Annotated in this window: 29 protein-coding genes; 10 read left to right on the forward strand and 19 right to left on the reverse strand. The window is 42.0% G+C overall.

Going from position 1 to position 24,594, the window contains the following annotated elements:
- Positions 1-150: 150 nt before the first annotated feature.
- Positions 151-2,220, forward strand: a complete 2,070-nt coding sequence (locus ACFX4L_RS06005) for a transglycosylase domain-containing protein (RefSeq protein ID WP_284469176.1) — start codon at positions 151-153, stop codon at positions 2,218-2,220.
- A gap of 148 nt (positions 2,221-2,368) precedes the next feature.
- Here the strand turns inward: ACFX4L_RS06005 and ACFX4L_RS06010 are convergent, their stop codons facing one another.
- Positions 2,369-2,878 carry a YwhD family protein gene (locus ACFX4L_RS06010; RefSeq protein ID WP_089362042.1) on the reverse strand — a complete coding sequence of 170 codons (510 nt, stop codon included), beginning with the start codon at positions 2,876-2,878 and terminating at the stop codon, positions 2,369-2,371.
- 38 nt (positions 2,879-2,916) lie between these two features.
- Positions 2,917-3,573, reverse strand: coding sequence for a site-2 protease family protein (locus ACFX4L_RS06015; protein ID WP_089362111.1), 657 nt, complete (start codon positions 3,571-3,573; stop codon positions 2,917-2,919).
- Between the two features lie 146 nt (positions 3,574-3,719).
- On the opposite strand from ACFX4L_RS06015, the gene ACFX4L_RS06020 reads away from it, so the two are divergent.
- Positions 3,720-3,905 (forward strand): 2-hydroxymuconate tautomerase, encoded by a 186-nt coding sequence (locus ACFX4L_RS06020; RefSeq protein WP_061465772.1) that lies wholly within the window; start codon positions 3,720-3,722, stop codon positions 3,903-3,905.
- 28 nt (positions 3,906-3,933) lie between these two features.
- On the opposite strand, the gene ACFX4L_RS06025 is transcribed toward ACFX4L_RS06020, so the two are convergent.
- The 3 genes from ACFX4L_RS06025 to ACFX4L_RS06035 form a co-directional block, all read right to left on the reverse strand.
- Complete coding sequence (locus ACFX4L_RS06025) at positions 3,934-4,443, reverse strand: YwgA family protein (protein ID WP_076368383.1); 510 nt, start codon at positions 4,441-4,443, stop codon at positions 3,934-3,936.
- 32 nt (positions 4,444-4,475) lie between these two features.
- The gene (locus tag ACFX4L_RS06030; RefSeq protein WP_061465776.1) at positions 4,476-5,783 is read right to left on the reverse strand and encodes an HD domain-containing protein; all 1,308 of its coding nucleotides are present in this window, start codon (positions 5,781-5,783) and stop codon (positions 4,476-4,478) included.
- A gap of 236 nt (positions 5,784-6,019) precedes the next feature.
- The gene (locus ACFX4L_RS06035; protein ID WP_048683566.1) at positions 6,020-6,241 is read right to left on the reverse strand and encodes a YuzB family protein; all 222 of its coding nucleotides are present in this window, start codon (positions 6,239-6,241) and stop codon (positions 6,020-6,022) included.
- A 291-nt stretch (positions 6,242-6,532) separates the two neighbouring features.
- Here ACFX4L_RS06035 and ACFX4L_RS06040 point away from each other — a divergent pair, with 291 nt between their 5' ends.
- Positions 6,533-7,279: an RsfA family transcriptional regulator gene (locus ACFX4L_RS06040; protein ID WP_284469173.1), complete on the forward strand. Its 747-nt coding sequence runs from the start codon at positions 6,533-6,535 to the stop codon at positions 7,277-7,279.
- Between the two features lie 255 nt (positions 7,280-7,534).
- On the opposite strand, the gene lipL is transcribed toward ACFX4L_RS06040, so the two are convergent.
- Positions 7,535-8,383, reverse strand: coding sequence for an octanoyl-[GcvH]:protein N-octanoyltransferase (gene lipL / locus ACFX4L_RS06045; protein ID WP_284469172.1), 849 nt, complete (start codon positions 8,381-8,383; stop codon positions 7,535-7,537).
- A gap of 34 nt (positions 8,384-8,417) precedes the next feature.
- On the reverse strand, positions 8,418-9,404 hold the full coding sequence (gene pta, locus ACFX4L_RS06050) for a phosphate acetyltransferase (RefSeq protein WP_061466318.1): 987 nt from the start codon (positions 9,402-9,404) through the stop codon (positions 8,418-8,420).
- 256 nt (positions 9,405-9,660) lie between these two features.
- Here pta and hemQ point away from each other — a divergent pair, with 256 nt between their 5' ends.
- Positions 9,661-10,410, forward strand: coding sequence for a hydrogen peroxide-dependent heme synthase (gene hemQ / locus ACFX4L_RS06055; protein ID WP_061465782.1), 750 nt, complete (start codon positions 9,661-9,663; stop codon positions 10,408-10,410).
- A gap of 423 nt (positions 10,411-10,833) precedes the next feature.
- Positions 10,834-11,337 (forward strand): spore coat protein GerQ, encoded by a 504-nt coding sequence (gene gerQ / locus ACFX4L_RS06060; RefSeq protein WP_284469171.1) that lies wholly within the window; start codon positions 10,834-10,836, stop codon positions 11,335-11,337.
- Positions 11,338-11,458: 121 nt separating this feature from the next.
- On the opposite strand, the gene ACFX4L_RS06065 is transcribed toward gerQ, so the two are convergent.
- The 3 genes from ACFX4L_RS06065 to ACFX4L_RS06075 form a co-directional block, all read right to left on the reverse strand.
- Positions 11,459-11,827, reverse strand: a complete 369-nt coding sequence (locus ACFX4L_RS06065; RefSeq protein ID WP_061466320.1) for a DUF423 domain-containing protein — start codon at positions 11,825-11,827, stop codon at positions 11,459-11,461.
- 26 nt (positions 11,828-11,853) lie between these two features.
- The gene (locus ACFX4L_RS06070) at positions 11,854-12,117 is read right to left on the reverse strand and encodes a YwdI family protein (RefSeq protein WP_061465786.1); all 264 of its coding nucleotides are present in this window, start codon (positions 12,115-12,117) and stop codon (positions 11,854-11,856) included.
- Between the two features lie 270 nt (positions 12,118-12,387).
- A complete protein-coding gene (locus ACFX4L_RS06075) occupies positions 12,388-13,068 on the reverse strand; it encodes a uracil-DNA glycosylase (protein ID WP_089362047.1) in 681 nt (226 codons plus the stop codon).
- A 152-nt stretch (positions 13,069-13,220) separates the two neighbouring features.
- Between ACFX4L_RS06075 and ACFX4L_RS06080 the strand changes: the two genes are divergently transcribed.
- On the forward strand, positions 13,221-14,654 hold the full coding sequence (locus ACFX4L_RS06080; protein WP_377382709.1) for a phospholipase D family protein: 1,434 nt from the start codon (positions 13,221-13,223) through the stop codon (positions 14,652-14,654).
- A gap of 139 nt (positions 14,655-14,793) precedes the next feature.
- Positions 14,794-15,141 (forward strand): YflT domain-containing protein, encoded by a 348-nt coding sequence (locus tag ACFX4L_RS06085; RefSeq protein ID WP_061465792.1) that lies wholly within the window; start codon positions 14,794-14,796, stop codon positions 15,139-15,141.
- A 74-nt stretch (positions 15,142-15,215) separates the two neighbouring features.
- Here the strand turns inward: ACFX4L_RS06085 and ACFX4L_RS06090 are convergent, their stop codons facing one another.
- Genes ACFX4L_RS06090 through mobA form a run of 4 tightly spaced genes read right to left on the reverse strand, consistent with a single transcriptional unit; the run spans position 15,216 to position 17,575 of the window.
- Positions 15,216-16,235: a MoeB/ThiF family adenylyltransferase gene (locus ACFX4L_RS06090; protein WP_377404184.1), complete on the reverse strand. Its 1,020-nt coding sequence runs from the start codon at positions 16,233-16,235 to the stop codon at positions 15,216-15,218.
- A 24-nt stretch (positions 16,236-16,259) separates the two neighbouring features.
- Positions 16,260-16,493 carry a molybdopterin converting factor subunit 1 gene (gene moaD, locus ACFX4L_RS06095; RefSeq protein WP_377404187.1) on the reverse strand — a complete coding sequence of 78 codons (234 nt, stop codon included), beginning with the start codon at positions 16,491-16,493 and terminating at the stop codon, positions 16,260-16,262.
- Positions 16,486-16,950, reverse strand: coding sequence for a molybdenum cofactor biosynthesis protein MoaE (locus ACFX4L_RS06100; protein ID WP_061465799.1), 465 nt, complete (start codon positions 16,948-16,950; stop codon positions 16,486-16,488). The genes moaD and ACFX4L_RS06100 overlap by 8 nt, the downstream gene beginning before the upstream one ends.
- On the reverse strand, positions 16,940-17,575 hold the full coding sequence (mobA, locus tag ACFX4L_RS06105; RefSeq protein ID WP_377404190.1) for a molybdenum cofactor guanylyltransferase: 636 nt from the start codon (positions 17,573-17,575) through the stop codon (positions 16,940-16,942). Before mobA ends, ACFX4L_RS06100 begins: the two co-directional genes overlap by 11 nt.
- A gap of 326 nt (positions 17,576-17,901) precedes the next feature.
- Here mobA and pdxK point away from each other — a divergent pair, with 326 nt between their 5' ends.
- From pdxK to bshB2, 3 genes are all read left to right on the forward strand, one after another.
- Positions 17,902-18,729 (forward strand): pyridoxine/pyridoxal/pyridoxamine kinase, encoded by an 828-nt coding sequence (pdxK, locus tag ACFX4L_RS06110; RefSeq protein ID WP_377382715.1) that lies wholly within the window; start codon positions 17,902-17,904, stop codon positions 18,727-18,729.
- 124 nt (positions 18,730-18,853) lie between these two features.
- On the forward strand, positions 18,854-19,201 hold the full coding sequence (locus ACFX4L_RS06115; protein ID WP_061465802.1) for a YojF family protein: 348 nt from the start codon (positions 18,854-18,856) through the stop codon (positions 19,199-19,201).
- Positions 19,202-19,297: 96 nt separating this feature from the next.
- A complete protein-coding gene (gene bshB2 / locus ACFX4L_RS06120) occupies positions 19,298-19,963 on the forward strand; it encodes a bacillithiol biosynthesis deacetylase BshB2 (RefSeq protein ID WP_061465804.1) in 666 nt (221 codons plus the stop codon).
- Between the two features lie 146 nt (positions 19,964-20,109).
- On the opposite strand, the gene ACFX4L_RS06125 is transcribed toward bshB2, so the two are convergent.
- The 5 genes from ACFX4L_RS06125 to ACFX4L_RS06145 form a co-directional block, all read right to left on the reverse strand.
- Positions 20,110-21,315, reverse strand: a complete 1,206-nt coding sequence (locus ACFX4L_RS06125) for an MFS transporter (RefSeq protein ID WP_377382718.1) — start codon at positions 21,313-21,315, stop codon at positions 20,110-20,112.
- A gap of 18 nt (positions 21,316-21,333) precedes the next feature.
- The gene (locus ACFX4L_RS06130) at positions 21,334-21,753 is read right to left on the reverse strand and encodes a MarR family winged helix-turn-helix transcriptional regulator (protein ID WP_377382720.1); all 420 of its coding nucleotides are present in this window, start codon (positions 21,751-21,753) and stop codon (positions 21,334-21,336) included.
- A gap of 185 nt (positions 21,754-21,938) precedes the next feature.
- A complete protein-coding gene (locus ACFX4L_RS06135; RefSeq protein ID WP_377404193.1) occupies positions 21,939-22,418 on the reverse strand; it encodes a hypothetical protein in 480 nt (159 codons plus the stop codon).
- Between the two features lie 160 nt (positions 22,419-22,578).
- Entirely contained in the window at positions 22,579-23,670 is a 1,092-nt protein-coding gene (locus tag ACFX4L_RS06140; RefSeq protein WP_377404196.1) for a PQQ-dependent sugar dehydrogenase, read from the reverse strand.
- A gap of 27 nt (positions 23,671-23,697) precedes the next feature.
- Positions 23,698-24,564: a Cof-type HAD-IIB family hydrolase gene (locus ACFX4L_RS06145; RefSeq protein WP_377404199.1), complete on the reverse strand. Its 867-nt coding sequence runs from the start codon at positions 24,562-24,564 to the stop codon at positions 23,698-23,700.
- Positions 24,565-24,594 lie beyond the last annotated feature (30 nt).

A 24,594-nucleotide genomic window follows, 5' to 3' on the forward strand; every position in this document is an offset into this window, starting at 1 on the left:
CGTTATAGTCATTAGCTAGAAAAATTATAGACGAATCTAGCAGAATTGCAAGATAAATTTCATAAATGCAGTTCTTATGTTTAAAAATTTCTTTTTTTTCCATAATAGTAATAGATAATAGATTCTTTTCTGATAAGAGAGGTGAAAGCAATGGAATTGATTCCAAGCGAACGATTCAAAAGGACAACTAAATATGTACGGGCCTTCATTATCCTTGCCACAATCGGGCTCACGATACTCTTTGTATTGCTTCTCTCTTTACTGATTTATGCAAAAATATTAGGTCCGCCTCCTTTGGTCGTGCCGCAGTCCACTCTTTACTATAGTGATAATGGAAATGTGATCGGCGAAACCGATAATGGCCAGAAACGTTATTGGGCCGGGCTGGGTTCGATTTCACCACAGCTCATCAAAGCGACTGTCGCTGTTGAGGACCGTCAATTTTACACTCATAATGGATTTGATATAAAACGGATCGGCGGTGCCATCCTTGCGGATATTAAGGCAATGTCCAAAGTCCAGGGCGCAAGCACCATTACCCAGCAGTATGCCAGGAACCTGTTTCTTGGTCATGACAAAACGTGGTCGCGTAAATTTAATGAAGCCTTTTATACGGTACGTTTAGAAATGAATTACTCAAAAAAGGATATTCTAGAAGGTTATTTAAATACGATTTACTATGGCCATGGTGCATATGGGGCCCAAGCTGCAAGTCAATATTACTTTGGCAAGGATGCCAAGGATTTGACCCTTCCTGAAGCGAGCATGCTGGCAGGAATACCAAAAGGGCCGTCAAATTATTCTCCATTGGATAATTTTGAAAAAGCGAAATCAAGGCAGAGAGTTGTCCTTCAAGCCATGAAAAACAAAAACTACATTTCAGAACAAAATATCGCAGAAGCGTTGCGAACATCCCTTGCATTAAAGGGTGAGCACGGAACGGTTACAAATAAAACCGCTCCCTATTTCCAGGATGCAGTCAAGCAGGCTTTAAAATCACAGCTTCATTTAGATGACCGGATGATCGAGCTGGGCGGGCTTAAGGTCTATACAACACTGGATGAAACCCAGCAGGATGCTGCCGAAAAAGTTCTCTCCAATATCATACCCAAGTCTTCAGGGATCCAAGCCTCGATAGTGGCAATGGATCCGGACACCGGGGAGGTCCGTGCACTGGTCGGCGGTAAAGATTACGCGGAGTCGCCATTCAACCGAGCTACGCAGGCCGTTCGCCAGCCCGGTTCCACCATTAAGCCATTGCTATACTATTCAGCGCTGGAGAACGGTTTCACACCGTCTACCACCTTAAAAAGCGAGACCACTACATTTTCTTTCGATGATGGTCACTCATCTTACACACCGCATAATTACAACCATCAATATGCGGAAGGCGAAATCACGATGGCCCAGGCCATAGCTCTTTCCGATAATATCTTCGCCGTAAAAACGCACTTGTTCCTTGGGGAACAGACATTGGTCGATACGGCGCATCGTTTCGGCATCACGGCGAAAATGGATGCAGTTCCGTCCTTGGCACTCGGTACGTCAGGTGTAAGGGCGATTGAAATGGTGAACGCATACAGCATTCTGGCTAACGGTGGCAAGAAAGTTGAACCCGTGTTTATCAAAAAGGTTGAAAATCAAAAAGGTGAAGTGATTTTTGATGAAAATAAGAAACCAGAACAGATTTTGGATGAGGATAAGGCATTTGTCATGACTCAAATGCTTACAGGGGTTTTCGATGAAACCTTAAATGGCTATACGAAAGTGACTGGCAGCACCATCAACTCCCAGCTGACCCGCCCATATGCCGGCAAATCAGGTTCCACCCCGACGGATAGTTGGATGATCGGTTACACACCGGAGCTTGTAGCTGGAGTATGGACTGGGTATGATCAAGGGAAAAAGATCGAGATCCCCGCTGAAAAAAGCTATGCTAAGAAAATCTGGGCTTCCTATATGGAAAAGGGCCTACAGGGGAAACCGGCAAAATCGTTTAAGGAAACGAAAAACGTAATCGGGGTAAACGTGAATCCCGCAAGCGGAAAATTGGCAACAAAGGATTGTCCTGTCTCAAGACTGACTTATTATGTTAAAGGAACCGAACCTGTCGAATACTGTGCCGAGCACTTTAAGGGTAAGGGTCCGAAACATGCCCCAAAAGAAGGAGAGCAAAAAAAGTCCCCGTGGTATAAAAAAGTCTTAAAACCATGGGGATAACGAAAAACCCCGAAGCCGGTAGCGGCTTCGGGGTTTTTCTGTCCTAGTTCCACAGTGTCTAAACTGCTGTCTTTAAGTTTACTGATTTTATCCGTTTCCTACAAGTGCATTTTTCACTAAACTTAACATTTCATCCATTAAATCAAATTCAAACCGTCAATGACTCCTTGAGCTTTGCTGAAGAGCGCTCCCACATTCCTGCATCATGGTTTTTCAGGAAGTCTGCAAGTATACGTTTTGATTTATCGTCCATGTCCTCGACGATGATATGCCGTTTAAGCGATTTATCCATCCGGTTAACATGCTCCGGAAGGGATTTGTAACCGCGTCTAATTGACCGGTCGACCATCATTTCACACGCTGTCACACCTGCATAGTGCGGACCATTTTGAGTGGCTTCAATGGTCACCCAAACAAGCCAGTAAGGTTTGGCATTCGGGACCTCCTCTTTAGTCTTTAAAAACTTAATCCCTTTTTCCACTGCACTCCTTGCATGCATCGCGCCGATATCGACCTCGGCTTCACCTGCATCCACATCGATGATGACCGGAGAGATATTATCGAGCGTCAAAACCCCTGCTCCATATCCGCCATGACCTTCTGTAGGGTCGTTTTTTATAATATTGAAGCCTACCTTTTTCTTTGGTTGTTCTTCCATGTTTGTATCCCCCTTTATCGTTTGTCATTCCATATAATTTAAAAAAGCAAAAGTGTAAAGAACTGATTCAAGGCGCCGCCTACCAATGGCACAACATTGTTCAAAATCGGGCTAATCGTATAACGGCTTAGCGGTGTGATGATCAGAATCAAAAAAATCAGGGAGCCATATTGTTCATACTGGGTCATTTTTGCCCGCAAATCAGCTGAAACAAGATCCTGTACGATCCTATAACCATCGAGCGGCGGCAGCGGTATCAGATTAAATACAAACAAAAGGATATTTAAGTTGATGAGCATCTCGAAGAATGGCTGAATGAAAAACGGTAAATCAGGTCCAACGCCTGCCGCCAGTAATCCGTAAAAAATTAAATACCCTAAAATTGCAACAAGCAAATTACTGAACGGGCCGGCAAAAGAGACGAGCACTCCTGCCAATTTTGGATTCTTGAAATGAAAACGATTAACCGGTACAGGCCTAGCCCAACCAAATCCAGCTATTAATATCAACAATGTTCCGATCGGATCCAAATGAGAAATCGGATTCAATGTGACTCTTCCTTCATTTTTAGCTGTCGGATCACCGAACTTATAGGCTACATAAGCATGTGAAAATTCATGAACCGTAAAGGCGATTAACAGTGACACAATGACATATGGAAGGTCTTCCAACCTATAAGCTAAAAATCTTTCTATTTGGTCCAATAGCTTCTCCCCCAATATTTATTACCGTTAGTATACATCAAAAGAGCAAGAAGTGAAAAAACTCTGACTTCCACATCTTGCAATTACTTTTCCATTGTGAAACACTACAAGATAAGAGAGGAAGGGGGGAATGAGAGATGCCATATGTAACAGTCAAAATGCTTGAAGGCCGTACAGACGAACAAAAAAAGGCTTTAGTTGAAAAGGTGACGGCAGCCGTTACGGAAACAACTGGAGCACCAGCTGAAGCCGTGACGATTTTCATTGAAGAAATGTCAAAAAATCATTTAGCAGTAGCCGGTGTCCGTAAAAGCGATCAATAAGATTTACATAATGGTAAAAGCTAAGCCATCAATTCGGCTTAGCTTTTGTTTTTAACTGCTCAATATATTCATATGCCTCATCAATTTCTTCAAGCGTATATTTTTGTTTGCTTTTCAGCGTGAAAATTTTCTCGGTGACTTCCTCTTTTTCTAGCGTGTCAAAGTATAACACCGTAGAAACCAGCTCCAAAAACCGGGCATTCTGTTCGTTCATATCGAGTAAGCATGCCTCAAGTGCCGGCATCTCCACTTCCTGTATGGATAGGAAATCCTGGCCGGCATCCGTTATCGAATAACAATATTGATAATAGCCTGCTTTTTTTTCCCTTACTTCATTCAAATAACCCATTTCGCAGAGCTCTTCAATCCGTAAGGTCAACTCCTCCGAATACGGTCCATAAAAGTGAAACTGAAACTTTTCATGAAATGGGAAGGACAGCTTCTTCGCGATATAAACGATTTTTTGTAATTTTTTCCGACCCGAGATTTCACCGGCAGTAGAAATTGCATTGATAATGTTTGCATGATCCTTAAACAAGGCTCGTCACTCCTCACCAAAAATGTACCACTTTAATCCGATAGCTCCAAAAGCTTACGAATTTGTTTTTTTATATTTTTCTTCGTAGATTCATCACGCAATAAATCTGCTGGATAGTACAACTTATGATCCGTTCTTCTTTTCCCTGAAATTGCATCGACAATTTCGGATTCACGTGATAATTCACGAATTTCGCCATTATTTTTCAGCAAGTGAATCGGCAGCCTCTCCTCTTCCTCACCTGGCCGGTAAAAATCATACGGCAGATCTGATGAAGAATCGACGACAAGATAATAATCCGGATCGATGCCTGCCTTCTTGAAAAGTGTCCTTAATTCCATCAACCTGTTCATCTGACTGTTCGATGGATGGAATTCCACATATTTAAATAGTTTACGGTTAACGAAGCGAGTGCATAAATCTTTTAAAATCGCATCGTTTTCCTCTTCCCATGCTTCGAAATAATAGAGCATCACCGCTTCATCCATTTTCAAATAGTCCGTTAAAGTCACTTCTCCCTTGAACAATGAATAAAAATGGTTCGGTTCTTGGGCAAACTCATAACCGGATTCATATAAATGTTTCGCTCTATGTAGGATCTTGGTAAGTATGACCTCCGCACTTCTCGTAACTGGATGGAAATAAACCTGCCAATACATTTGGTAGCGACTCATGATATAATCCTCAACCGCATGCATCCCGCTTTGTTTGATGACGGCATGTTCTTCCCTTGGCCTCATTACACGCAAAAGCCTTTCCATATCGAAATGTCCATAACTCACGCCAGTGAAGTAGGCATCACGCTGTAAATAATCCATTCTATCAGCATCGATCTGACTTGAAATCAGGCTGACTACTAATTTGCCTTTATAGGTTTTCGCAATGACTTCTGCCACTTTTTTAGGAAAATCACGCCCAACTCTAAGGAGGATCTTATTCACTTCCGTATCGCCGAGGATTATCTGCTGCGTGAATTGCTCATGATCCAGGTCAAACACCTTTTCAAAAGAATGAGAGAAAGGACCATGACCTAAATCATGCAGAAGGGCTGCGCACAAGGATAGTAACCGTTCCTCAGGTTTCCATTCCGGTCTTCCCTCAAAAACATCATCCACGATTCTCCGGACAATCTCATATACTCCAAGCGAATGGCTAAGCCGGCTATGTTCCGCACCATGAAAGGTTAAATAAGTCGTTCCCAGCTGTTTGATCCTTCGAAGCCGCTGGAATTCCTTCGTCCCTATTAAATCCCATATAACCCGGTCACGAACATGTATATATCGGTGCACAGGGTCCTTGAATACTTTTTCTTCTTGTAATTTTTCGGCGGAATATTCCATGAACTACCCTCTTTTTCATAATCTCGATGCACACATTATAGCGTGTTTTGACAAAAAAACCTAACTTCCACCTTGCTAGTAAGAGGGGTCATTTTGTAAGAAAACGGAAGTTTCCGTCTGGTTTTGTTTCGAAAATAAGGAAATAAAAAATCACCGCAGTGTGTTGAATCTGGGTGATGATTACTTGTTCCATTTATCAAAAGCAAATAATCCACTCTACCTATATATCATGGATCCTACTTTAGTTTTTTATTGATTTTATCTAGTAACTCGTCTTCTGTCGGTGCAGCAACTGGACGGTTATTGACAAAGGCAAAAGACTTCTTTCTGCCAGGACCGCAATAGGATTGACAGCCCACTTCGATTTTCGCGTCGGGATCAAGCTTTTCAAGACGGGGGATTAATGTTTTAATGTTTACCGCCAAGCAGTCATCGCACACTCTGAATTCATTGGACATCCTCCGGTCACCATCCTTTCCATGACAAACTATGTTTCATTCCATTTATATAACTAAAGGGTATTTTACCGTTTCTACTTATGAATATCAAGAGGGCTGGATGATGTGAAAAAGAAGGGGCCGCCGCTAGCAAATGATGTAATTCATCAAAAAACTAGTATCCTTTTAACCTTTTTGTATAAAAAATCCAGATTTTGTCCAAAATGCTAGTAGAGCACTCCATTAATCCTGCTACACGAAATTTTATATAGTTGTTTATTTTAAAAGTTACCAGAAAGGGAGTATGTAGAAATGAAGGTTCGTCAAGATGCCTGGACAGAAGAAGATGATTTGCTTTTGGCAGAAACGGTATTGCGCCATGTGCGGGAAGGCAGCACTCAGCTGAATGCTTTTGAAGAGGTAGGGGATAAGTTGAATCGCACCTCTGCCGCATGCGGATTCCGCTGGAATGCTGTTGTCCGCCATAATTATGACAAAGCGCTATCCCTTGCCAAGAAACAGCGTAAGCAGCGGCAAAGGATTCTTGGAAAAGATCAAGGAGGGAAAAAACGGCTTCTTTATACTCCGCCGTCCCCTACGATTTCTGACATAATGGTTCCTCATGAACAAGAAGTGGAACTAGAGTTGGAATCCGAAGTCGATACTACCAATTATGAAGCAGCAGAAGAATTCGTTGTGGCTGAAGCACTCCCCCCTAAACCACAGCACACTCCTGTGGCATTGGAAAAGGCCATGAACCTTGATACCGTCATCGCCTATTTGGAATCTATGAACGGCCGTATGCTTCAAGCCGAAGTATTAAAAACCGAAAATGAAAGATTGAAGCTTGAAATCAAAGGGCTGAAAAAGCGAAACGAAGATTTGGAGAATAAAATCAGCCACCTTGAACAAAACAGCGGCTTGATGCAGGAAGATTATGAAACTTTGATGAATATCATGAATCGGGCAAGAAAGCTGGTCTTGTTAGAGGAAGAGGAACGTCCGGCAACTAAGTTCAAGATGGACCGGAATGGCAATTTGGAAAAAATGGCTGAGTAATAAGATAATGTGGGGTTCAGTTACATAGATCAACCACATGCTAATGGCCGAATCACCAAAGTTCATCCGAAAGAAGGAGCCTAAACAAGGCTCTTTTTTCATGGTTCCAAGAAAAAGGAATAAAATCGTCTAAAAACGCTCGTTGATTATATCTCTGCTACCTATCATACATTCCCCTTCACAGTTTCAGTGAATGCTAAAGTCGTATTAAATGCAAAAAGCCGTTCCTGACTTACTGGAACGGCTTTTTGCAAATCAATCATTTAATGAATCGAATACCTTATCGTTGCGTTCTACCACTCTTTTCAAATATGCCTCATACAACGGCCATTCTTCAACAGAAAGAGTGTCAGAGAATATCCTTCCGCTATGTGCCTTCAATACATGAAGGAATCTGAGCATCACGTCCTGAACGCTCAATTGCACCCCCAACAATTCTGAAAGGGACGCCATAACCGAAGGGTCGATATCAGGATAGGCGAATTTCGTTTCTGAATTTCCTTTAGCTGCATCATAAAAACCCTTCACGAGACTTGCACGTTCAGCCCCGCTTCCATTGACACATAAATAGATTTGAACAGCTACGCCATTGCGAATCCTGCGTTGGGATATACCGGCAAACTTTTGCCCATTTATACTTAAATCATAACTTCCAGGACAATATGAGCCGACGATTTCCCTTGCCTCCATATTTACTTGGAAATCGGAAAACATCAATTGGACAAGCTCCCACATTGCATCATATCCACGATTGATTTCAATTTTCTGATCGTTTTCAGGAAAGATGAGCGAAAAGTTAAGGACCCCTTCATCCAACACGACTGCCAGCCCCCCAGAATTCCGTACGATGGCCTGATAATCCTGCTCTTCTAAATGTTCCAAACCCTTTTTAAGAAAAGGCAGCTTCGTATCCTGTATACCCATTACGATGGTTTGATGGTGTACCCACGCTCTGGCCACTGCCGCTGATTTACCTGAACCTACGGAAGTGCAAAATGTATCATCCATCGCAAAGGACTCCAGAGCAGGAAACTGAGGTCCAACGGAAGATTGATCAATAACCCGCCACTCTTGCTGCATTAATAATGAATCTGTTTCACTCATATGAATCTCCCTCTACATTTAATCCTCATGCTGCCTATTGATACTGCGCCACAAACCCTTGTACCGCTGTAATGACAGCCAGTTTATATACATCCTCTTCACTGCATCCCCTCGAAAGGTCATTTACAGGACGGTTCAGCCCCTGAAGGATCGGACCGACCGCTTCGAAGCCACCCAAGCGCTGTACCATCTTATAGCTAATATTCCCTGCTTCGAGACTTGGGAAAATAAAAACATTCGCATCCCCCTGAATAAGAGAATCCGGTGCTTTCTTTCTTGCTACCGAAGGAACGAATGCCGCGTCAAACTGAAATTCCCCATCCAGAATGATTTGAGCATCCATTTCTTTTGCTAATTCGACAGCATCTGCGACTTTTAGGGTCTCGGGGGATATTGCCGACCCTTTCGTAGAAAAGCTCAGCATCGCCACACGCGGTTCGATATCGAACATTAGTGCAGTCTTCGCACTTTCTATAGCAATTTCAGCCAGGTCCTGAGAATTAGGGTTTATATTAATCGCACAATCCGCGAACACATATTTTTCTTCGTTCCGGACCATGATGAATACGCCCGATGTTTTATTGACGCCTGGCTTTGTTTTGATGATCCTTAGGGCAGGACGTACCGTATCGGCAGTCGAATGCGTTGCACCACTCACCATTCCATGTGCCAGTTTCATTTGGACGAGCATGGTTCCAAAATAGTTCTCATCCTTTAAGATTTCCCGTGCTTGTACATCAGTAGCTTTACCGTCACGGACCTTCACGAACGCTTCAACCATTTCATCCATCATGATATAATTCTTCGGATCATATATTTCGATTGCATCAAGGGAGATTTTTAAATCTTTCGCCTTCTCTTGAATCAACCCGATATCCCCGATCAATACTGGTGTCACTAGTTTCGCTTTGGCAAGCCTGCCTGCCGCTCCCAAAATCCGTTCATCCAATCCTTCTGGAAAAACGATCTTTAAATTATGCCCCATAACCTTCGATTCCAATATTTCAAATAAATCACTCACTGGCTCATCCTCCTTTTCAGATACGTTTCCCCTGTTTTCCCTATATTTAACCATTCGGTAAACTTCTAGTCGTCTTCTTTTAAGAATACTCTAGCAGCCAGGTAAATTCCAGCCACTTTGGTCCCTCCCAATCCGCAAATTTGAAAATTGTTTGAACACCGAAAAACAGTGATGGTGTTTGCGGGTTGATATAAATTTCCTTATACTGAAACTATGGTATATTTAAAGTTATTAAAAGACTTAGGAGTGAATCGAAATGAGTGAAGCAGCACAAACACTGGACGGCTGGTATTGTTTACATGATTTCCGTTTGATCGACTGGACTTCTTGGAAAACGTTATCAAGTGACGAACGCCAATTAGCTATTTCAGAATTCCAAGGTTTACTGGATAAATGGAATATGACACAAAGTGACAATGAAGGCAGCCATGCCCTATATTCCATCGTTGGTCAGAAAGCGGACTTCATGCTTATGTTTGCCCGCCCGACCATGGAAGAATTGAATGCAATTGAAAACGAATTCAACAAAACGAAGCTAGCCGAATATACAATTCCCGCTTATTCATACGTTTCCGTCGTGGAATTAAGCAATTACTTAGCAGGTGGAGATGGTGAGGACCCTTATCAGAACCCTCATGTTCGTTCTAGACTCTATCCGATACTTCCAAAAGCGAAACATGTATGCTTCTATCCGATGGACAAGCGTCGTGATGGAGATGACAATTGGTATATGCTTTCCATGGAAGAACGCAAAGGCTTAATGCGTTCACACGGCTTGATTGGCCGCAGTTATGCCGGCAAAGTAAAACAGATCATTTCCGGTTCTGTCGGTTTTGACGATTATGAATGGGGCGTTACACTATTCGCAGATGATGTCCTTCAATTTAAAAAATTGATCTATGAAATGCGTTTTGATGAAGTGAGTGCACGTTACGCTGCATTTGGTTCTTTCTTTGTAGGCAATATCCTGCCTGAAGAAAACGTTACTTCTTTCTTATACGTATAAGGCGATGGGCTTCCGGTCTCCGGAAGCTTTTTTTCTTTTTGCGTCCCCTCCCTTTTATTTTTCCCCGGCTATGGAATAAATCCAATGCACATCCCATACATTTTCAATAGTGATGAATTTATTTTTTTTACAGTCCATTCAGCATCAGGAAAATTGACCAAGGCAATTCCTGACTCCAGCGAGGTGAAGGAACGTTACTTCTATTCATTAGCCGACAAGAGGATATGACTTGAATCATGAACGCAACCGTTAAGTATCACTTAAAATTCATTGTGGTTTTTTAAGCCACCCGGGGATTGTCCAGAACAGCCGTAAACAAATACAATACTACCGGTCGCTATAAATCGCACTGTTTCTCCCAGTCCACATTCTCGGATTGTCCAAATTCCACAAAATCCAATAAACCTTTTAGGAGGGAATGCAATGTCACAAAATAACCCATATGGTAATTACCCGTACGGCGGAAGCCCCTATTACCCATATGAAAACAATGAGTCTGACCCGCGGCAGCAGCAGGCTCCTTACCAGCAACAAGCATACCAACAGCCATCATACCAGCCACAACTGCCCACTAAGGCAGGTACTCCACAACAAGTGCCCATGCCGATGAATCCAGCCACTTCCGGACCACAGGTACCTGGCATGCTTCCAGTCGAAGCATCGTACATCGAGAACATATTGCGTTTGAATAAAGGGAAATTAGTCACTGTTTATACCACGTTTGAAAACAACAAGGAATGGAATGCAAAGATCTTCAAAGGAATCATCGAGGCTGCAGGGCGCGATCATTTGATCATTAGCGACCCTCAAACAGGAAAACGATTCTTAATCCCGATGGTATACTTAGATTATATAACCTTCGATGAAGAAATCGAATATGAGTATCCATTTGGAGGCGCTGGGCTTGCCACCTATTCGCCAAGGTGAAGAAAATTCTATAAAGAAGAGCCTCAGAATCTATTTGATTCTGAGGCTCTTCTTTATTGGGATGACCTTTTTTCCAAAATGGAATCTTAAAAGGCTGACCTAAGAAGGTCAGCTGCCTTCATTACAAGTATTTATATGCAGCAATGGCCATTAGGACCCAAGCAACCAAGAATGAGACACCGCCAAGTGGAGTGATGGCCCCCAGGACTTTGATTTGCGTAACGCTTAGAACGAATAGGCTTCCGGAAAACAGGATGATTCCTATTAGCATAAGCCAGCCGGACCAGTTGATTAGCGGACTTGAAATCTTCCCAGCCAATAAACCGAGCACTAATAAACCCACAGCATGGAACATTTGATATTGAACTGCCGTTTTCCATATTTCTAAATATTTATCAGGAATCTTCCCTTCCAGCCCATGTGCACCGAATGCACCTAGTGCTACAGCAATAAACGCATTCAATGCACCTAAAATGATGAACAGTTTCACTATTATTTCGCCTTCCCTTCCCTAATTTAAAAATCGAACAAGGACTCCCCATTTGCCTCATCCATTTTAACCGGTTCTACATTCGATGTAGCCGACATAACGGGTTGGGTCAATGTGATTGGGTTAGGATTTGGAATGCTGATGTTCCCAGCTTTTTCATCTACCATTACCTCGCAAAGGGATTTAATGGCGATTACATACCCCTGTACCTTATCCTCTGAATTTGCCTGTTTCGCTTTCAAAACAAGCTCTTCGATTTTATTTAACATTTGTCTTGATGAAATATCCAACTTTACCACCTCGTCTATATACAGGTCAAAACTTTCATAACTAGCATAGCAAAAATCAGAGAAGAAAACACCTTGCATATTCCCTACTTTTTAATTGGCTTGGATTGAAATTTCAAGCATGGCTGTCCTGAAGAACGAACGACATCAAGGGAGGGCAGGTTTGGTGTTTTGAATTGAAAAGCACGGCAGCCCTTTGGAAAATTGGGATCCCAAGTTATATAGAAATGACTGCACGCCATGCAATTAACCCGTTCCGTTTTCTCGCCCCAATCATCGCTTCGAGATTTTCCAATCAATTGGAGATTCCCCCATTTCCATCAGCAATTGATTTGTTTTGGAAAAAGGTTTGCTGCCAAAGAAACCACGGGAGGCCGACAACGGACTCGGATGGACGGACTTAATGATTTTATGACGGGTTTCATCAATCAAGGGGATTTTAGTTTGGGCAGGTTTCCCCCACAGGATGAATACAACCGGTTTCGGACGGTCATTCAATAGGCGAATAACTTGATTCGTAAAGGTTTCCCACCCTTTTCCGCGGTGTGAGTGAGCCTCTCCCTCGCGGACAGTCAAGATGGTATTCAATAGCAGCACCCCCTTGTCCGCCCATTCAACAAGGTAACCATTATCAGGAACTTCATGTCCTAGATCAGTGTGTAACTCTTTAAAGATATTCCTTAAAGAAGGTGGGATGCGAACCTCCGGCTTAACTGAAAAACTAAGGCCATGTGCTTGATCCGGTCCATGATAAGGGTCCTGTCCAAGGATGACAACCTTTACGTCCTTATAAGAAGTATAGTGAAACGCATTGAAAATATCATCCTTATCCGGGTGAATGACTTGCTGACTGTACTCCTGCTTTATAAATCCCCTTAGCTCCTTGTAATATGTTTTTTTGAATTCCTCTTCCAATAGAGGCCACCAATCATTTGTTAATAATTGATTTTCCATTTGCCACAGCCCCTTTCCACTTTTTGAAACTATATTATATCAAACTTAATCGCCTTACCTTTTTCCATAGATTACGATTTATGTTTCTATATACCCCTAAAGTGGGAAATTAGATAGTTAGCAATCAATTTATTCATGTTGGAGGATTCCCTATGAAAAAATGGTACAAAAGAAAACGATTTTATCTGCTTGTCAGCATTGTGATCGTCATTACAGCCGTAATCAACTATAACAGCTACAAGCCTCTCCCTGATGGCATTTCTTATGAAGGGAAGGTTCATCATGTCGAGGATATGGATTTCATTTATGACCTTTCCTATCACGATGAGCAAGGGAATCTGCAACATGAGCAGCGAATTTTCCAAACCATATATCAAGCCATAGAGGACGCAGATTCTTTTGTCGTAATCGATATGTTTTTGTTTAATGCTTTTTATGATGAAAAGATAAACTTTCCAAAGTTAACCGAGAATCTGAAGGATAAACTGGTTGAACAGAAGAAAAAGAAACCTGACCTCCAGGTTATATTCATTACTGATGAAGTGAATACTTCCTATAATGCCTACCAGTTAGAGGCATTGGAAACGATGAAGAAAAATGGCATTGAGGTCATCGTTACCAACTTAGACCGGCTTCGGGATCCGAATCCTCTCTATTCAGGTGTATATCGGACCTTTTTCCAATGGTTCGGTGAAAGCGGGAAAGGATGGATTGTGAATCCAATGGCTAAAAGCGCACCAAAGGTCACCTTACGTTCTTATCTAAGACTGATGAACATTAAAGCCAATCACAGAAAAGTGGTCGCTACCGAAAAAACGGCCATCATTTCATCAGCCAATCCTCATGACGCGAGTGGATTCCATTCCAATATTGCATTTCAGATGGATGGGAATATCATCGGCGACTTTGTTAAAGCAGAAGAAGCCACTTCGAAATTTTCGGGTGGCCCAAAGTCATTTCCTGAATTAAAAGGGATATCTGCAGATAAAGGACCAATATCGGTACAATTGCTAACGGAAGGAAAAATCAATAAACATGTCCTTAAGGCAATAAAGGATGCACAAAAAGGCGACAAGATCCATCTTGCCATGTTCTACATTGCCGATCGTGATGTTGTCGAGGCATTAACCGATGCAGCTAAACGGGGTGTGAAGATTCAAATGATATTGGATCCGAATCAAAACGCTTTCGGAAGTGAGAAAATCGGTCTTCCTAATCTTCCAGTTGCCGCTGAATTCGAAAAACTGGGGGATGAAAACATTTCGATCCGCTGGTACCAAACAGAGAAAGAACAGTTCCATACAAAGTTGATGATGATCCAAAAGGCTAATGAAACGATTATTCTTGGAGGATCGGCTAATTATACCTCACGCAATCTGGATGACTACAATCTTGAAGCAAATGTTGAAATCCACGCTCCAAATGATGCGGACGTTTCTTATGATGTCGATAACTATTTTCAAAGACTTTGGACAAATCAAAATGGAACATACACGGTAGATTACAGTGAATATCAAAAGAAACTACCTGTCTTCAAATACTTGACCTACCGCATACAAAAGGTGTTCCGCTTCACCACTTATTAAATATATTTCGATATAAAATGTTTATACTTGCCCAAATAAGGTTATATACTACTATAACCAATCAACAACTATGATAAAGCAAGATTCCATTTACCCATATCCAAGAGAATCTTACACTGAAATTCAAGGAGGAGTTTATATGTATCAAGTACATGTAGTAGAAAACGGTTTACAAGCAAAGGAAAAAATCGATGAATTAACTACATCAGGATATACGAAGGACGATGTATATTTGTTTGCCCATGATAAAACCCGTTCGAAGCACCTTACCGAGAATACAAATACAGAAGATGTAGGCATGAAGGAACAAGGCTTCCTTGATACCGTTGGAAATCTCTTTAAATCACGTGGAGACGAACTTCGTAATCGAATGAGCAACCTTGGTCTTAGCGATATGGAAGCAGAACGTTACGAGGAAGTGCTTGACGAAGGCAAAGTCGTCATCGTTGCTTCCAAACAAGATAATAAAGACGGTGTTACACACTAATACCCGATAACCACTACCCTATATGATTCATAAAAAGCGAGGCACCCTACCGGCAGCCTCGCTTTTTATATTCATTATCCCAGGATACTTTGGTATGTGGCCTTTGCATGGACCATATCCTTCGTTCCGTGAATCAACGCCCGGCCATCCTCGAAAATGACAATACGTTTCCCATCTTTTTCACAAGAGAGAAGAAATGGATTGAATTGCACCAAATAACCACTGCCGTTCAGATCTTTGGCTAATTTCTCGAGTTGCAGTTTCAAAGGTTTTGGCGGTCTGACCTGTACAGTATCCCTACCGCAAAGAACCGCAGTTTTCGTTGCGTTTTCCATAGTTAAAAAGGGATATGTCCTCTGATCTCCGCAAGAGAGACAATCTTTCTTTCTCGCTTTTGTTAATTTTACGGTTTGGTATTGATTCCTCCACAGATCAAAAGTAACAAGTGCAGGTCGAACCGATTCCCAATCTTCAACGAGGATTTTCAAAGCTTCAGCAGTTTGGTGTGCCACTACCATCGTTACAGCTGGTGATATGATTCCTCCTGTGTCACAGGTCATTCCTTGAATGGGGATAGCTTTAAGTAAACAGTGCAAACATGGCGTCTGTCCTGGAAGGATGGTCAAAGTCATGCCCACACTCCCCACACATGCCCCATAAATCCATGGTATCTGTAACTTTTGTGACAGATCATTAATAATCATCCGTGTCTCAAAATTATCGGTTGCATCCAATATCAAATCAACATCACCAAGCAGCTGTTCAAGGTTCTGGGCGGTCGCGTCCATAACGATGGCATTGACTTCGACTTCATGATTGATATCAAATAGGTGGCGCTTTGCCGCTTCTGCTTTTGGCAGTTTCTCCTCGACATCCCGTTCCGTATACATTTGTTGACGCTGTAAATTACTGGTTTCGACATAATCCCTGTCGACAATGGTAAGCTTCCCTACACCCGCACGAGTAAGGGCCTCTGCGTTAGCAGACCCCAATGCCCCCGCCCCTAGAAGTAAGACATGCTTCTTCAAAATTCTCGATTGGCCCCCTTCACCAATGGGGGAAAATAAAGTCTGTCTTGAATATCGCTCTTGCACTATGAACCCTCCCATCCGATTTGCTCAGCCTCCACTGACAGGTGGAATGAAAGCCACTGTATCACCATCAGATAGAATCGTGTCATCGTCAGCAAATTCTTCATTGACCGCTGTCATCACGGTTTCAAGACCTTCCAATTGAAATTCCATCCTCATTTTGCCTTTAAGCTGGGCCACACTCATTCCATTTCCTTCTATAGAAAGAGTCTCTTTGCCTAACTCATCTTTCAATTGGGCAAATAAAAGTACATTAATCATTGATATCCACCTCTTCCGGTTTCCCTTTTGGATATGGAACGGTTTCCAACTGATTTCCGACCCATGTCTCCCCATCTTCCCAATGTTCCTTTTTCCATATAGGGACAATTTCTTTTATTCTTTCAATCGCATACCTGTTTGCCTCATATGCATCATTTCGATGTGGCGTACTAACGGCAATAACGACTGCGATATCCGTGATTTCAAGTTTTCCAACACGATGGGTGATTGCCGTTTCTGAATCTGGCCACCGCTCCTTAATTTCAGAACCGATTTGCTCTAATTTCTTAATGGCCATCGGTTCATATGCTTCGTAAATTAAGAAAAGAGTCTTTTTTCCTTTCGTCATTTCCCTCACTGTACCAATAAAGGTCGTGACGGCACCTGCATTCCGCTCTACTACTTTATCAATCACTTCCTGGATGACAATCGGCTCTTTTGAAATTTTATAATTCATGTCTACCATCCTTTATATATAATTCAGTTTGATCAATATACCCTGCCTCTTTATAATCTTCCCTCGTATTCATATTGAAAAAAAGGTGTTGAAGATGTTCAGGATTCTCGTGATATAACTTAAAGTCGGTTTCCTTCATGATTTTCACCGAAATTTTTTCCAAAAATAGACCCATTTTCAACTCGCGTTTTAATAAGCACTCCGTCAGTACAAGGAGACACCTTTTATGATAAACAGCAAAAAGCGGCTGGATCCTGCCATTTATTTCCGGAATGACAGCATCGAATTCAGGTTTATAATAGGAAAGGATATCATTTATGGCAGCCGCATTCACAAAGGGCATATCACAGGCCGTAAGGAATTGAAGCTCCGTTTTCGCAGCGGTCATCCCTGCATGCAATCCGCCAAGAGGTCCTTGATCCTTATGTATATCCGGTATTAACGGAAGTTGCAGAAAACGATAATCTTCAAAAGTATTGGTAATGACCAGAATGTTTTCTGACACCTTTTTCAATTCGGCTGCCACTCTTGAAATGTTCGTAACGCCGCCTATGGTCAACAGAGCTTTATTCACTCCCATACGACTTGATTTCCCACCAGCTAAAAGTAACATAGTCCATTCCAAACGAATCACCTCCCTATTTTGGGTTTAATCCCGCACCCAACGGTAAAGCTATAATAAATGCATCCCCTAATGAAGCGTCCCTATATTTAAATATTTTAAATCAACTTTGAAAATAATGACACTTTCACATCTTTGCTTATATATCAAAAGTTTGGACAAAGCATATTTCCAAGGAGCAGACGAGGCCTTTCCATTTCCTTATTAAAGGGCTCATATAGGGTGACAACTAAGTTTTACATAAAAGAAATTTTGGTATATTCTAAAAATAGGATATTACCTGGTATGCTGATAATATCGATATCTAATTCTCCTGAGGAGGTCACATAATGACTATGAAAAGAGCTATGACAGTTGCCGGATCGGATTCGAGCGGCGGAGCGGGTCTTCAAGCAGATTTAAAGACATTTCAAGAATTCGGCGTTTACGGTATGTCCGCTTTAACGACAATCGTGACGATGGATCCTAAGAATGGGTGGTCCCATAATGTATTCCCTACACCGGTTGAGGTTTTGGAAGCCCAAATCGAAACGATTTTATCAATCGGCATTGATGCCATGAAAACGGGAATGCTTGGATCAGTGGAAATCATTGAACTTGTTGCCCGTAAAATAGACGAGTTGAAACTGGACAAAGTCGTAATCGATCCAGTTATGGTATGTAAAGGTGAAGATGAAGTGCTGCACCCTGAAACAGCTGTAGCTTTGCGTGAACTTCTTGTTCCACGTGCAACAGTAGTTACGCCAAACCTGTTCGAGGCTGCCCAGTTAGCGAGGACAGCACCTATCAAGACGATCGATGATATGAAGGGTGCAGCTGAAAAGATTCATGCACTTGGTGCTAAATATGTCTTGATCAAAGGCGGAAATAAGCTGGGGAATGACAAAGCCATCGACCTTCTATATGATGGAAAAGAATTTGAGATCCTTGAATCCGAGAAAATCGAAACAACCAACACACATGGTGCCGGCTGTTCATCTTCAGCAGCTATTGCAGCTCAATTGGCTGAAGGGAAAAGTCCTCGTGAGGCTATCCACATTTCGAAGGACTTCATTACCGAAGCGGTTCGCCATTCTTGGAAGATGAATGACTATGTAGGACCTGTCAACCATGGTGCATACCATAAATATGGAATTGCTGAAAACACCCAAAAATAAAACATCAAGTTTAGTGGCCGCTCAAATTCATCGAGCGGCCTTTTTCGCTTTTTTTGTTTTTATTTAGTAAACTAGAAAGAAGGAAAAGCTTATCTAGCCGCCCAGTTAAGGAGGAAATTATAGAATGAAACCTATAGACCGTACAGAGGTGCAAAATGCTATTGATACTTTCGCCGGACAAGATGTATATCTTCACCTTGAAACGACAAATGGTGCCTATGCCACTCATGTAGATGAAGCTTTCTTTTCGGCAGGTGCTTATATTCGTAATGCATTAATACAGTATGAACACGGGAAGATAGTTGGGGATGGACCCTACCGCATCGGCTTAAAGCTCAATATTGGCTGGGTATATGCAGAAGGCGTTAACCACTTCGAAATGGATGAACAAGGTAGGTTGCTGTTGGCAGGACTTGATTTTTCCGGGAAGCTTGCTGTCTCCATGCAGCTCAGCCCTACTCCCTTTGAATGAGTACAACTTGCTTGATATTTCAATATTATTCCGATGAATACTCCCATTCACCGATAACCATACTCACTGTAAGTAGAACGGAAGGAGAAATATACCTTGGAAAAAGAACGTCATGTATTAGTTATTTTCCCACATCCCGATGATGAAGCCTTCTCGGTCTCTGGAACGCTTGCCCTTCATAGAGAAGAGGGCACTCCCGTCACCTATTTATGCTTAACTTTAGGAGAAATGGGACGTAATTTAGGAAATCCTCCATTTGCAACAAGAGAATCGCTCCCTAAAATTCGTAAAAAGGAATTAATCGATGCAGCAAATGCGATTGGAATCCAGGACTTACGCATGCTCGGTTTGCGTGATAAGACAATCGAATTCGAAGATGATGAAAAGCTGACTTCATTATTTACCGATGCTATCAATGAATTGAATCCTTCATTGATCATTACGTTTTACCCAGGATACAGTGTCCATCCAGACCACGAAGCAACAGCACGGGCTGTGGTTCGGGCTGTGGAAAGAATCGAAGAAAAAGAGAGACCTAAACTTCATTGTGTCGCGTTCTCCAATAACTGCATCGATGAGTTAGGACAGCCCGACATCATCCATGATATATCTGCCGTAGAAGAAAAAAAGGTAGCTGCATTCACTGCCCATCGTTCGCAAACGCAAGCGATGGTGATCGATTGGAAAGAGAAATTCGAAAATCAGGATGCTGATTTTCTCGACTGGATCCGCAAAGAACGATTATGGACCTATAAATTTTAAAGAAACCGCCAATATGGCGGTTTCTTTGTTTATGGCATAAAAAAAGCGCCTGCTGATTACAGGCGGAGAAAAGGGGGATAATTTGGAAAATTAATCATTATAAAGTATCCCCTGAATTTCCTATTTTATACAGACATATAAAAAAATTAAGCAGACACACGTTCCTCATGATGCATTTTCTTTCTTGCCGAGGCTTTTTTTCCATGTGCCAAATAATAAATCCCGATAAGGGCGAATGCAAAGATTGACATTCCCATGAATAACCCTTTGAACCCGGTAAATGGGATAAGGAAGCCCAATAGGAATGGGCCAACACCAATACCAAAATCATACATTGTAAAAAACGTGGATGTGGCTAATCCCATCCGATTTGATGGGGATTCCTTGATAGAAATCGCTTGACTGCTTGATTGGAACGTACCATATCCCACTCCGATAAAGGCACCGGCAATCAGAAGCGTGACACCATGATGGGATTGGCTGAGGATGACCATACCCATGGCAAATAGGAAGAGTGATGGGTAAATGACTGCATTCTCCCCCTTCACATCGAACATTCGTCCTGTAAACGGGCGGGATGCCAAAAGGAATACTGCAAATACGACAAAGAAAAAGCTCGCCGCATCCATTAAATCGATTTCCTTTGCAAAAGATGTTAAATAGGACAAGATGCTCGAATAGGTAAATCCGGCAAATCCGATAAAAATGGAAATGGGCAGGGCCCTTTTTTCAAAGTAATCACTGATTTTAAATCCCTTTTGTGGTAGAGCTCTGCCTTTTTCCCCTTCAGGCACATTCATGAACAACGATGCGACTAAAGAAAATGCGGCAAATAAAGAGGCAGCATAGAAAATGATCGAATAGCTAAAATGCTGTGTGATCAGCAATCCAATAAACGGACCGAATGCCATTGCCAAGTTTGTACTCATGGCAAAATAGCCTGTACCTTCCCCGCGTCTTTCATTCGGAATGATATCTGCAGCAATCGTTCCAGTTGCCGTTGTGGCAAGGCCAAAAGCAAAACCATGAATAAGACGATCGATCAATAAGAGGGGTAAACTATTCACCAGGAAATAGCCAATGGATGCGGCCAGGAATAGAATCAAGGATCCAAGCAACATTTTTCTGCGGCCGATCTTATCAATTTTTTTTCCTGCAATCGGTCTGACAAGCACTGCCCCGAGGACAAAGATACTTGAGGCAAGTCCTGCTTGTGCTTGCGACGCATGAAAGCTATCCATCGTATAAATGGTCAATGTCACCATCAAGACATAAAAAGTTAAAAAAAGAAAAAAGTTCGCAGACGAGACAATCAGAAAGTCTTTCGTCCACAATTTCGGTTTGTCATTCATTTCAATCCTTCTTCCTTACTATTGTTTTAATTTTCCCTTCAGGAAAGTCAAAGTTCGTAACGTTGCCTCACGATCCTCTTCAGCCAAACCACTCATTAATTGAAGTTCAAACTCTTCAACCACTTTTTTGGCCTCTTGAAAAGTCCTTACACCAGTTTCCGTTAACTGTATTCTCCGTTCCCGCTTATCTTTTCCTGGGATTTGTTCAATCAAATCAAGTTCTTCCAAACGGTTTACCGTCCGGGTTACCGTCGGCTTCTCCACATCTAGATAAGTGCTTATTTCAACAAGCGTAGAACAGCCATACTGATTCAGATAATATACAATCAGCCACTGGGAATGAAAAAGATCAACCTTAGCCAATTGTTCATTTAACTTTTTGGTAAATGACCTTGAAAATTGTAAGTTATGATGAAAAAAACCATTTTGAAAGGACAAAGGTATTCCTCCTGTTAATTAGTTACCTAGGTAACTATAAACTTATTCTTTAGAAATGTCCAGCCTTCGATGAAGAAAACACTTGTCGTGAGTTTGGAGCATTTACTCGTGGTTTCGCATGTTTACTCGTGAGTTTCGCGCTTTTACTCGTGAGTTTTATTGTTTTACTCGTGAATTTCACGCTTTTACTCGTGAATTCCGCTGCACTCATGATTTCGAGCTGTTTTACTCATGAATTTCGCACGTTTACTCGTTAATTTTACTGTTTTACTCGTGAATTCTGCTACACTCGGTGATTTCGCATGTTTACTCGTGAGTTTTGCTGTTTTACTCATGAATTTCACGCTTTTACTCGTGAATTCTGCTGCACTCGTGATTTCGCGCTGTTTACTCGTGAATTTCGCATGTTTACTCGTGAGTTTTACTGTTTTACTCGTGAATTTCACGCTTTTACTCGTAAATTTGGAGCATTTACTCGTGAATTTCGCACGTATACTCGTGAGTTTTACTGTTTTACTCGTGAATTCTGCTACACTCGGTGATTTCGCATGTTTACTCGCGAGTTTTGCTGTTTTACTCGTGAATTTTGCTGTTTTACTCGTGAATTTCACGCTTTTACTCGTGAGTTTGGCGAAACTGTATGGGTCAAATTGGGGCCATGCCATGCTCTTCGTGGTCGATGCTTCGAGGCCATAAACAAAAAGGGAACCCCGCTATTAAAAAGCGAGGCTTCCGATATTTGATCTTTGGGTTTCGGAATGATTTCATTCGAAAACTATTTTGAATCACACAAATACCACATCTCCGAGCTTCTCATTGATAACTTCAGGGAATATTTTTTAATTGGGATAGTGGCACACGATAAAGCTTATCATCCTTTTCATCAGGATTTCCTCGGCCATCCGTATTGTTGCTTATGAAATAAAGGAATTCTCCATCTACGGATACATCACGTATCCGCCCAAAACCCGTAATGATATTAGTCAGCTTGCCGCTCTGTACATCATAACTTTTAACCGATTCGCCCCTTAAGGCAGCAAAATAAAGCTTTCCGTCAAAATAGGCCATTCCAGAAGGGGCCCATGTTTTCTCACCGGAATGAATCAATGGATTTACCATATCAGGTTTTTGCTCATCGCCCTCTATTTCTGGCCAGCCGTAGTTCTTACCTGGATCAATCTTATTTAATTCATCGTGAGCCGAGTCCCCGTGCTCACTTTCATACAACTGTCCGGATTCATCCCACGCCAGCCCTTGTGGATTACGGTGACCGTATGAATAAACGTATGAATTCCCGAAAGGATTATCTTTCGGAATGGTGCCATCCAGATTCATGCGCAAAACCTTCCCGCCTAAGGAATTAATATCCTGTGCGATCTCCGGCTTTCTTGCATCACCTGTTGTTGCATATAGCTTCTCATCCGGTCCAATCTTGATCCGGCCACCATGGTGGTATTCCCCGCTTGGTATGCCATCAATCAAGGTCTCCATCTCCTGCCATTTATCACCAACTTTTTGTAAAATGATGATTCGATTGATGGAATCCCCGCCTTCTTCATACGTATAATAGGCGAAAGCTTGCCCGCTCTTAGAGAAATCGGGAGTTAACAAAAATCCAAGTAATCCCGCTTCCGCTTTTGCGGACAATGTCTTTTTAAGATGGACCTTTTGCCTTGTCGTCTTCCCCTTGTCCCATTTTACGATGGTTCCTGTCCGCTCTGATACATACATTGTGTCCCCATCCTTCTGAATCGACCATGGGGAATGCAGGTTCGTTACTAGCACATCCGGATCTTCTCCTAAAGTGCCCGTCACTTCTTTATCAGGCTTCGGCTGGGTTTTGCTGTCCTCTGTAATCATGTTACAGCCAGTTAAAGTCAATGTAGCCATAAGGAAAAATAAGAGCCATCTTTTCAAAAGTCATTCCCCTTTCGATTGATGAGTTTAATAGGCTGACTGTTTAAGTACCTTTAAAATGGCCTCCGCTACACCGGATTCATCATTCTTACCTGTTACTTCATCACACAGTTTTTGAATATCGAGCGGGGCATTTCCCATTGCAACAGACAAACCTACCCGTTCAAACATGGATACATCATTATAATTATCCCCAATGGCCATGGTTTCCTGCATCAAGCCGGATTTTTCATTTACATAAGTTTCAAGTGCCGTACCTTTTTGAGCTGTCCCACTCATGATTTCCACATTTCCCCGTCCCGATGAAGTGACTGTAACTCCCTTTCCTTTCAATTTAGAAGCAATTTGATTTAATAAACTTAAATCTTTTGAGAAGCTGAGAATTTTATAATATTCCACATTCGAATGGCGGAATAACTCGGAATAATCGGAAATGGAAGTCACCTGCCCAAGCTGTAAACGCTCCTCTGCAAATTTCCTCATTCTCTCAGGGTCAATCTCCGGATTGGCTGTAACAAATACATCCACCAAAGCAGCTATTGCGTTTTCATAGTCTTTAGAATAGATTCCCTGACTCGTATATACTTCGAAATAAATTCCTTGTTCTTCGAGGAATTCACCTACCATGCTAGCAGTGGCGGCTGACATTGGATTGGAAGCTGCAATCTTTCCATCCTCCCTGAAGAGTGCAGCACCATTTACACAGATGACAGGACAAACGATGCCTGCTTCATCTAAAGCGAACCTTGCTTCTACATAAGATCTGCCAGTAGCAATGATCACTGCCACTCCCTCACTTTGCGCCTTCTGGATTGCGTCTCTATTTTCCTTACTGACCTTTTGCATTTTGTTTAACAATGTTCCGTCCATATCAATTGCGATCGTCTTTATCAATTCTACCGGCTCCTTTTTTTCAATATAATC

Source organism: Peribacillus sp. YIM B13482, from assembly GCF_042787975.1.
Classification (GTDB): Bacteria; Bacillota; Bacilli; order Bacillales; family DSM-1321; genus Peribacillus; species Peribacillus simplex_A.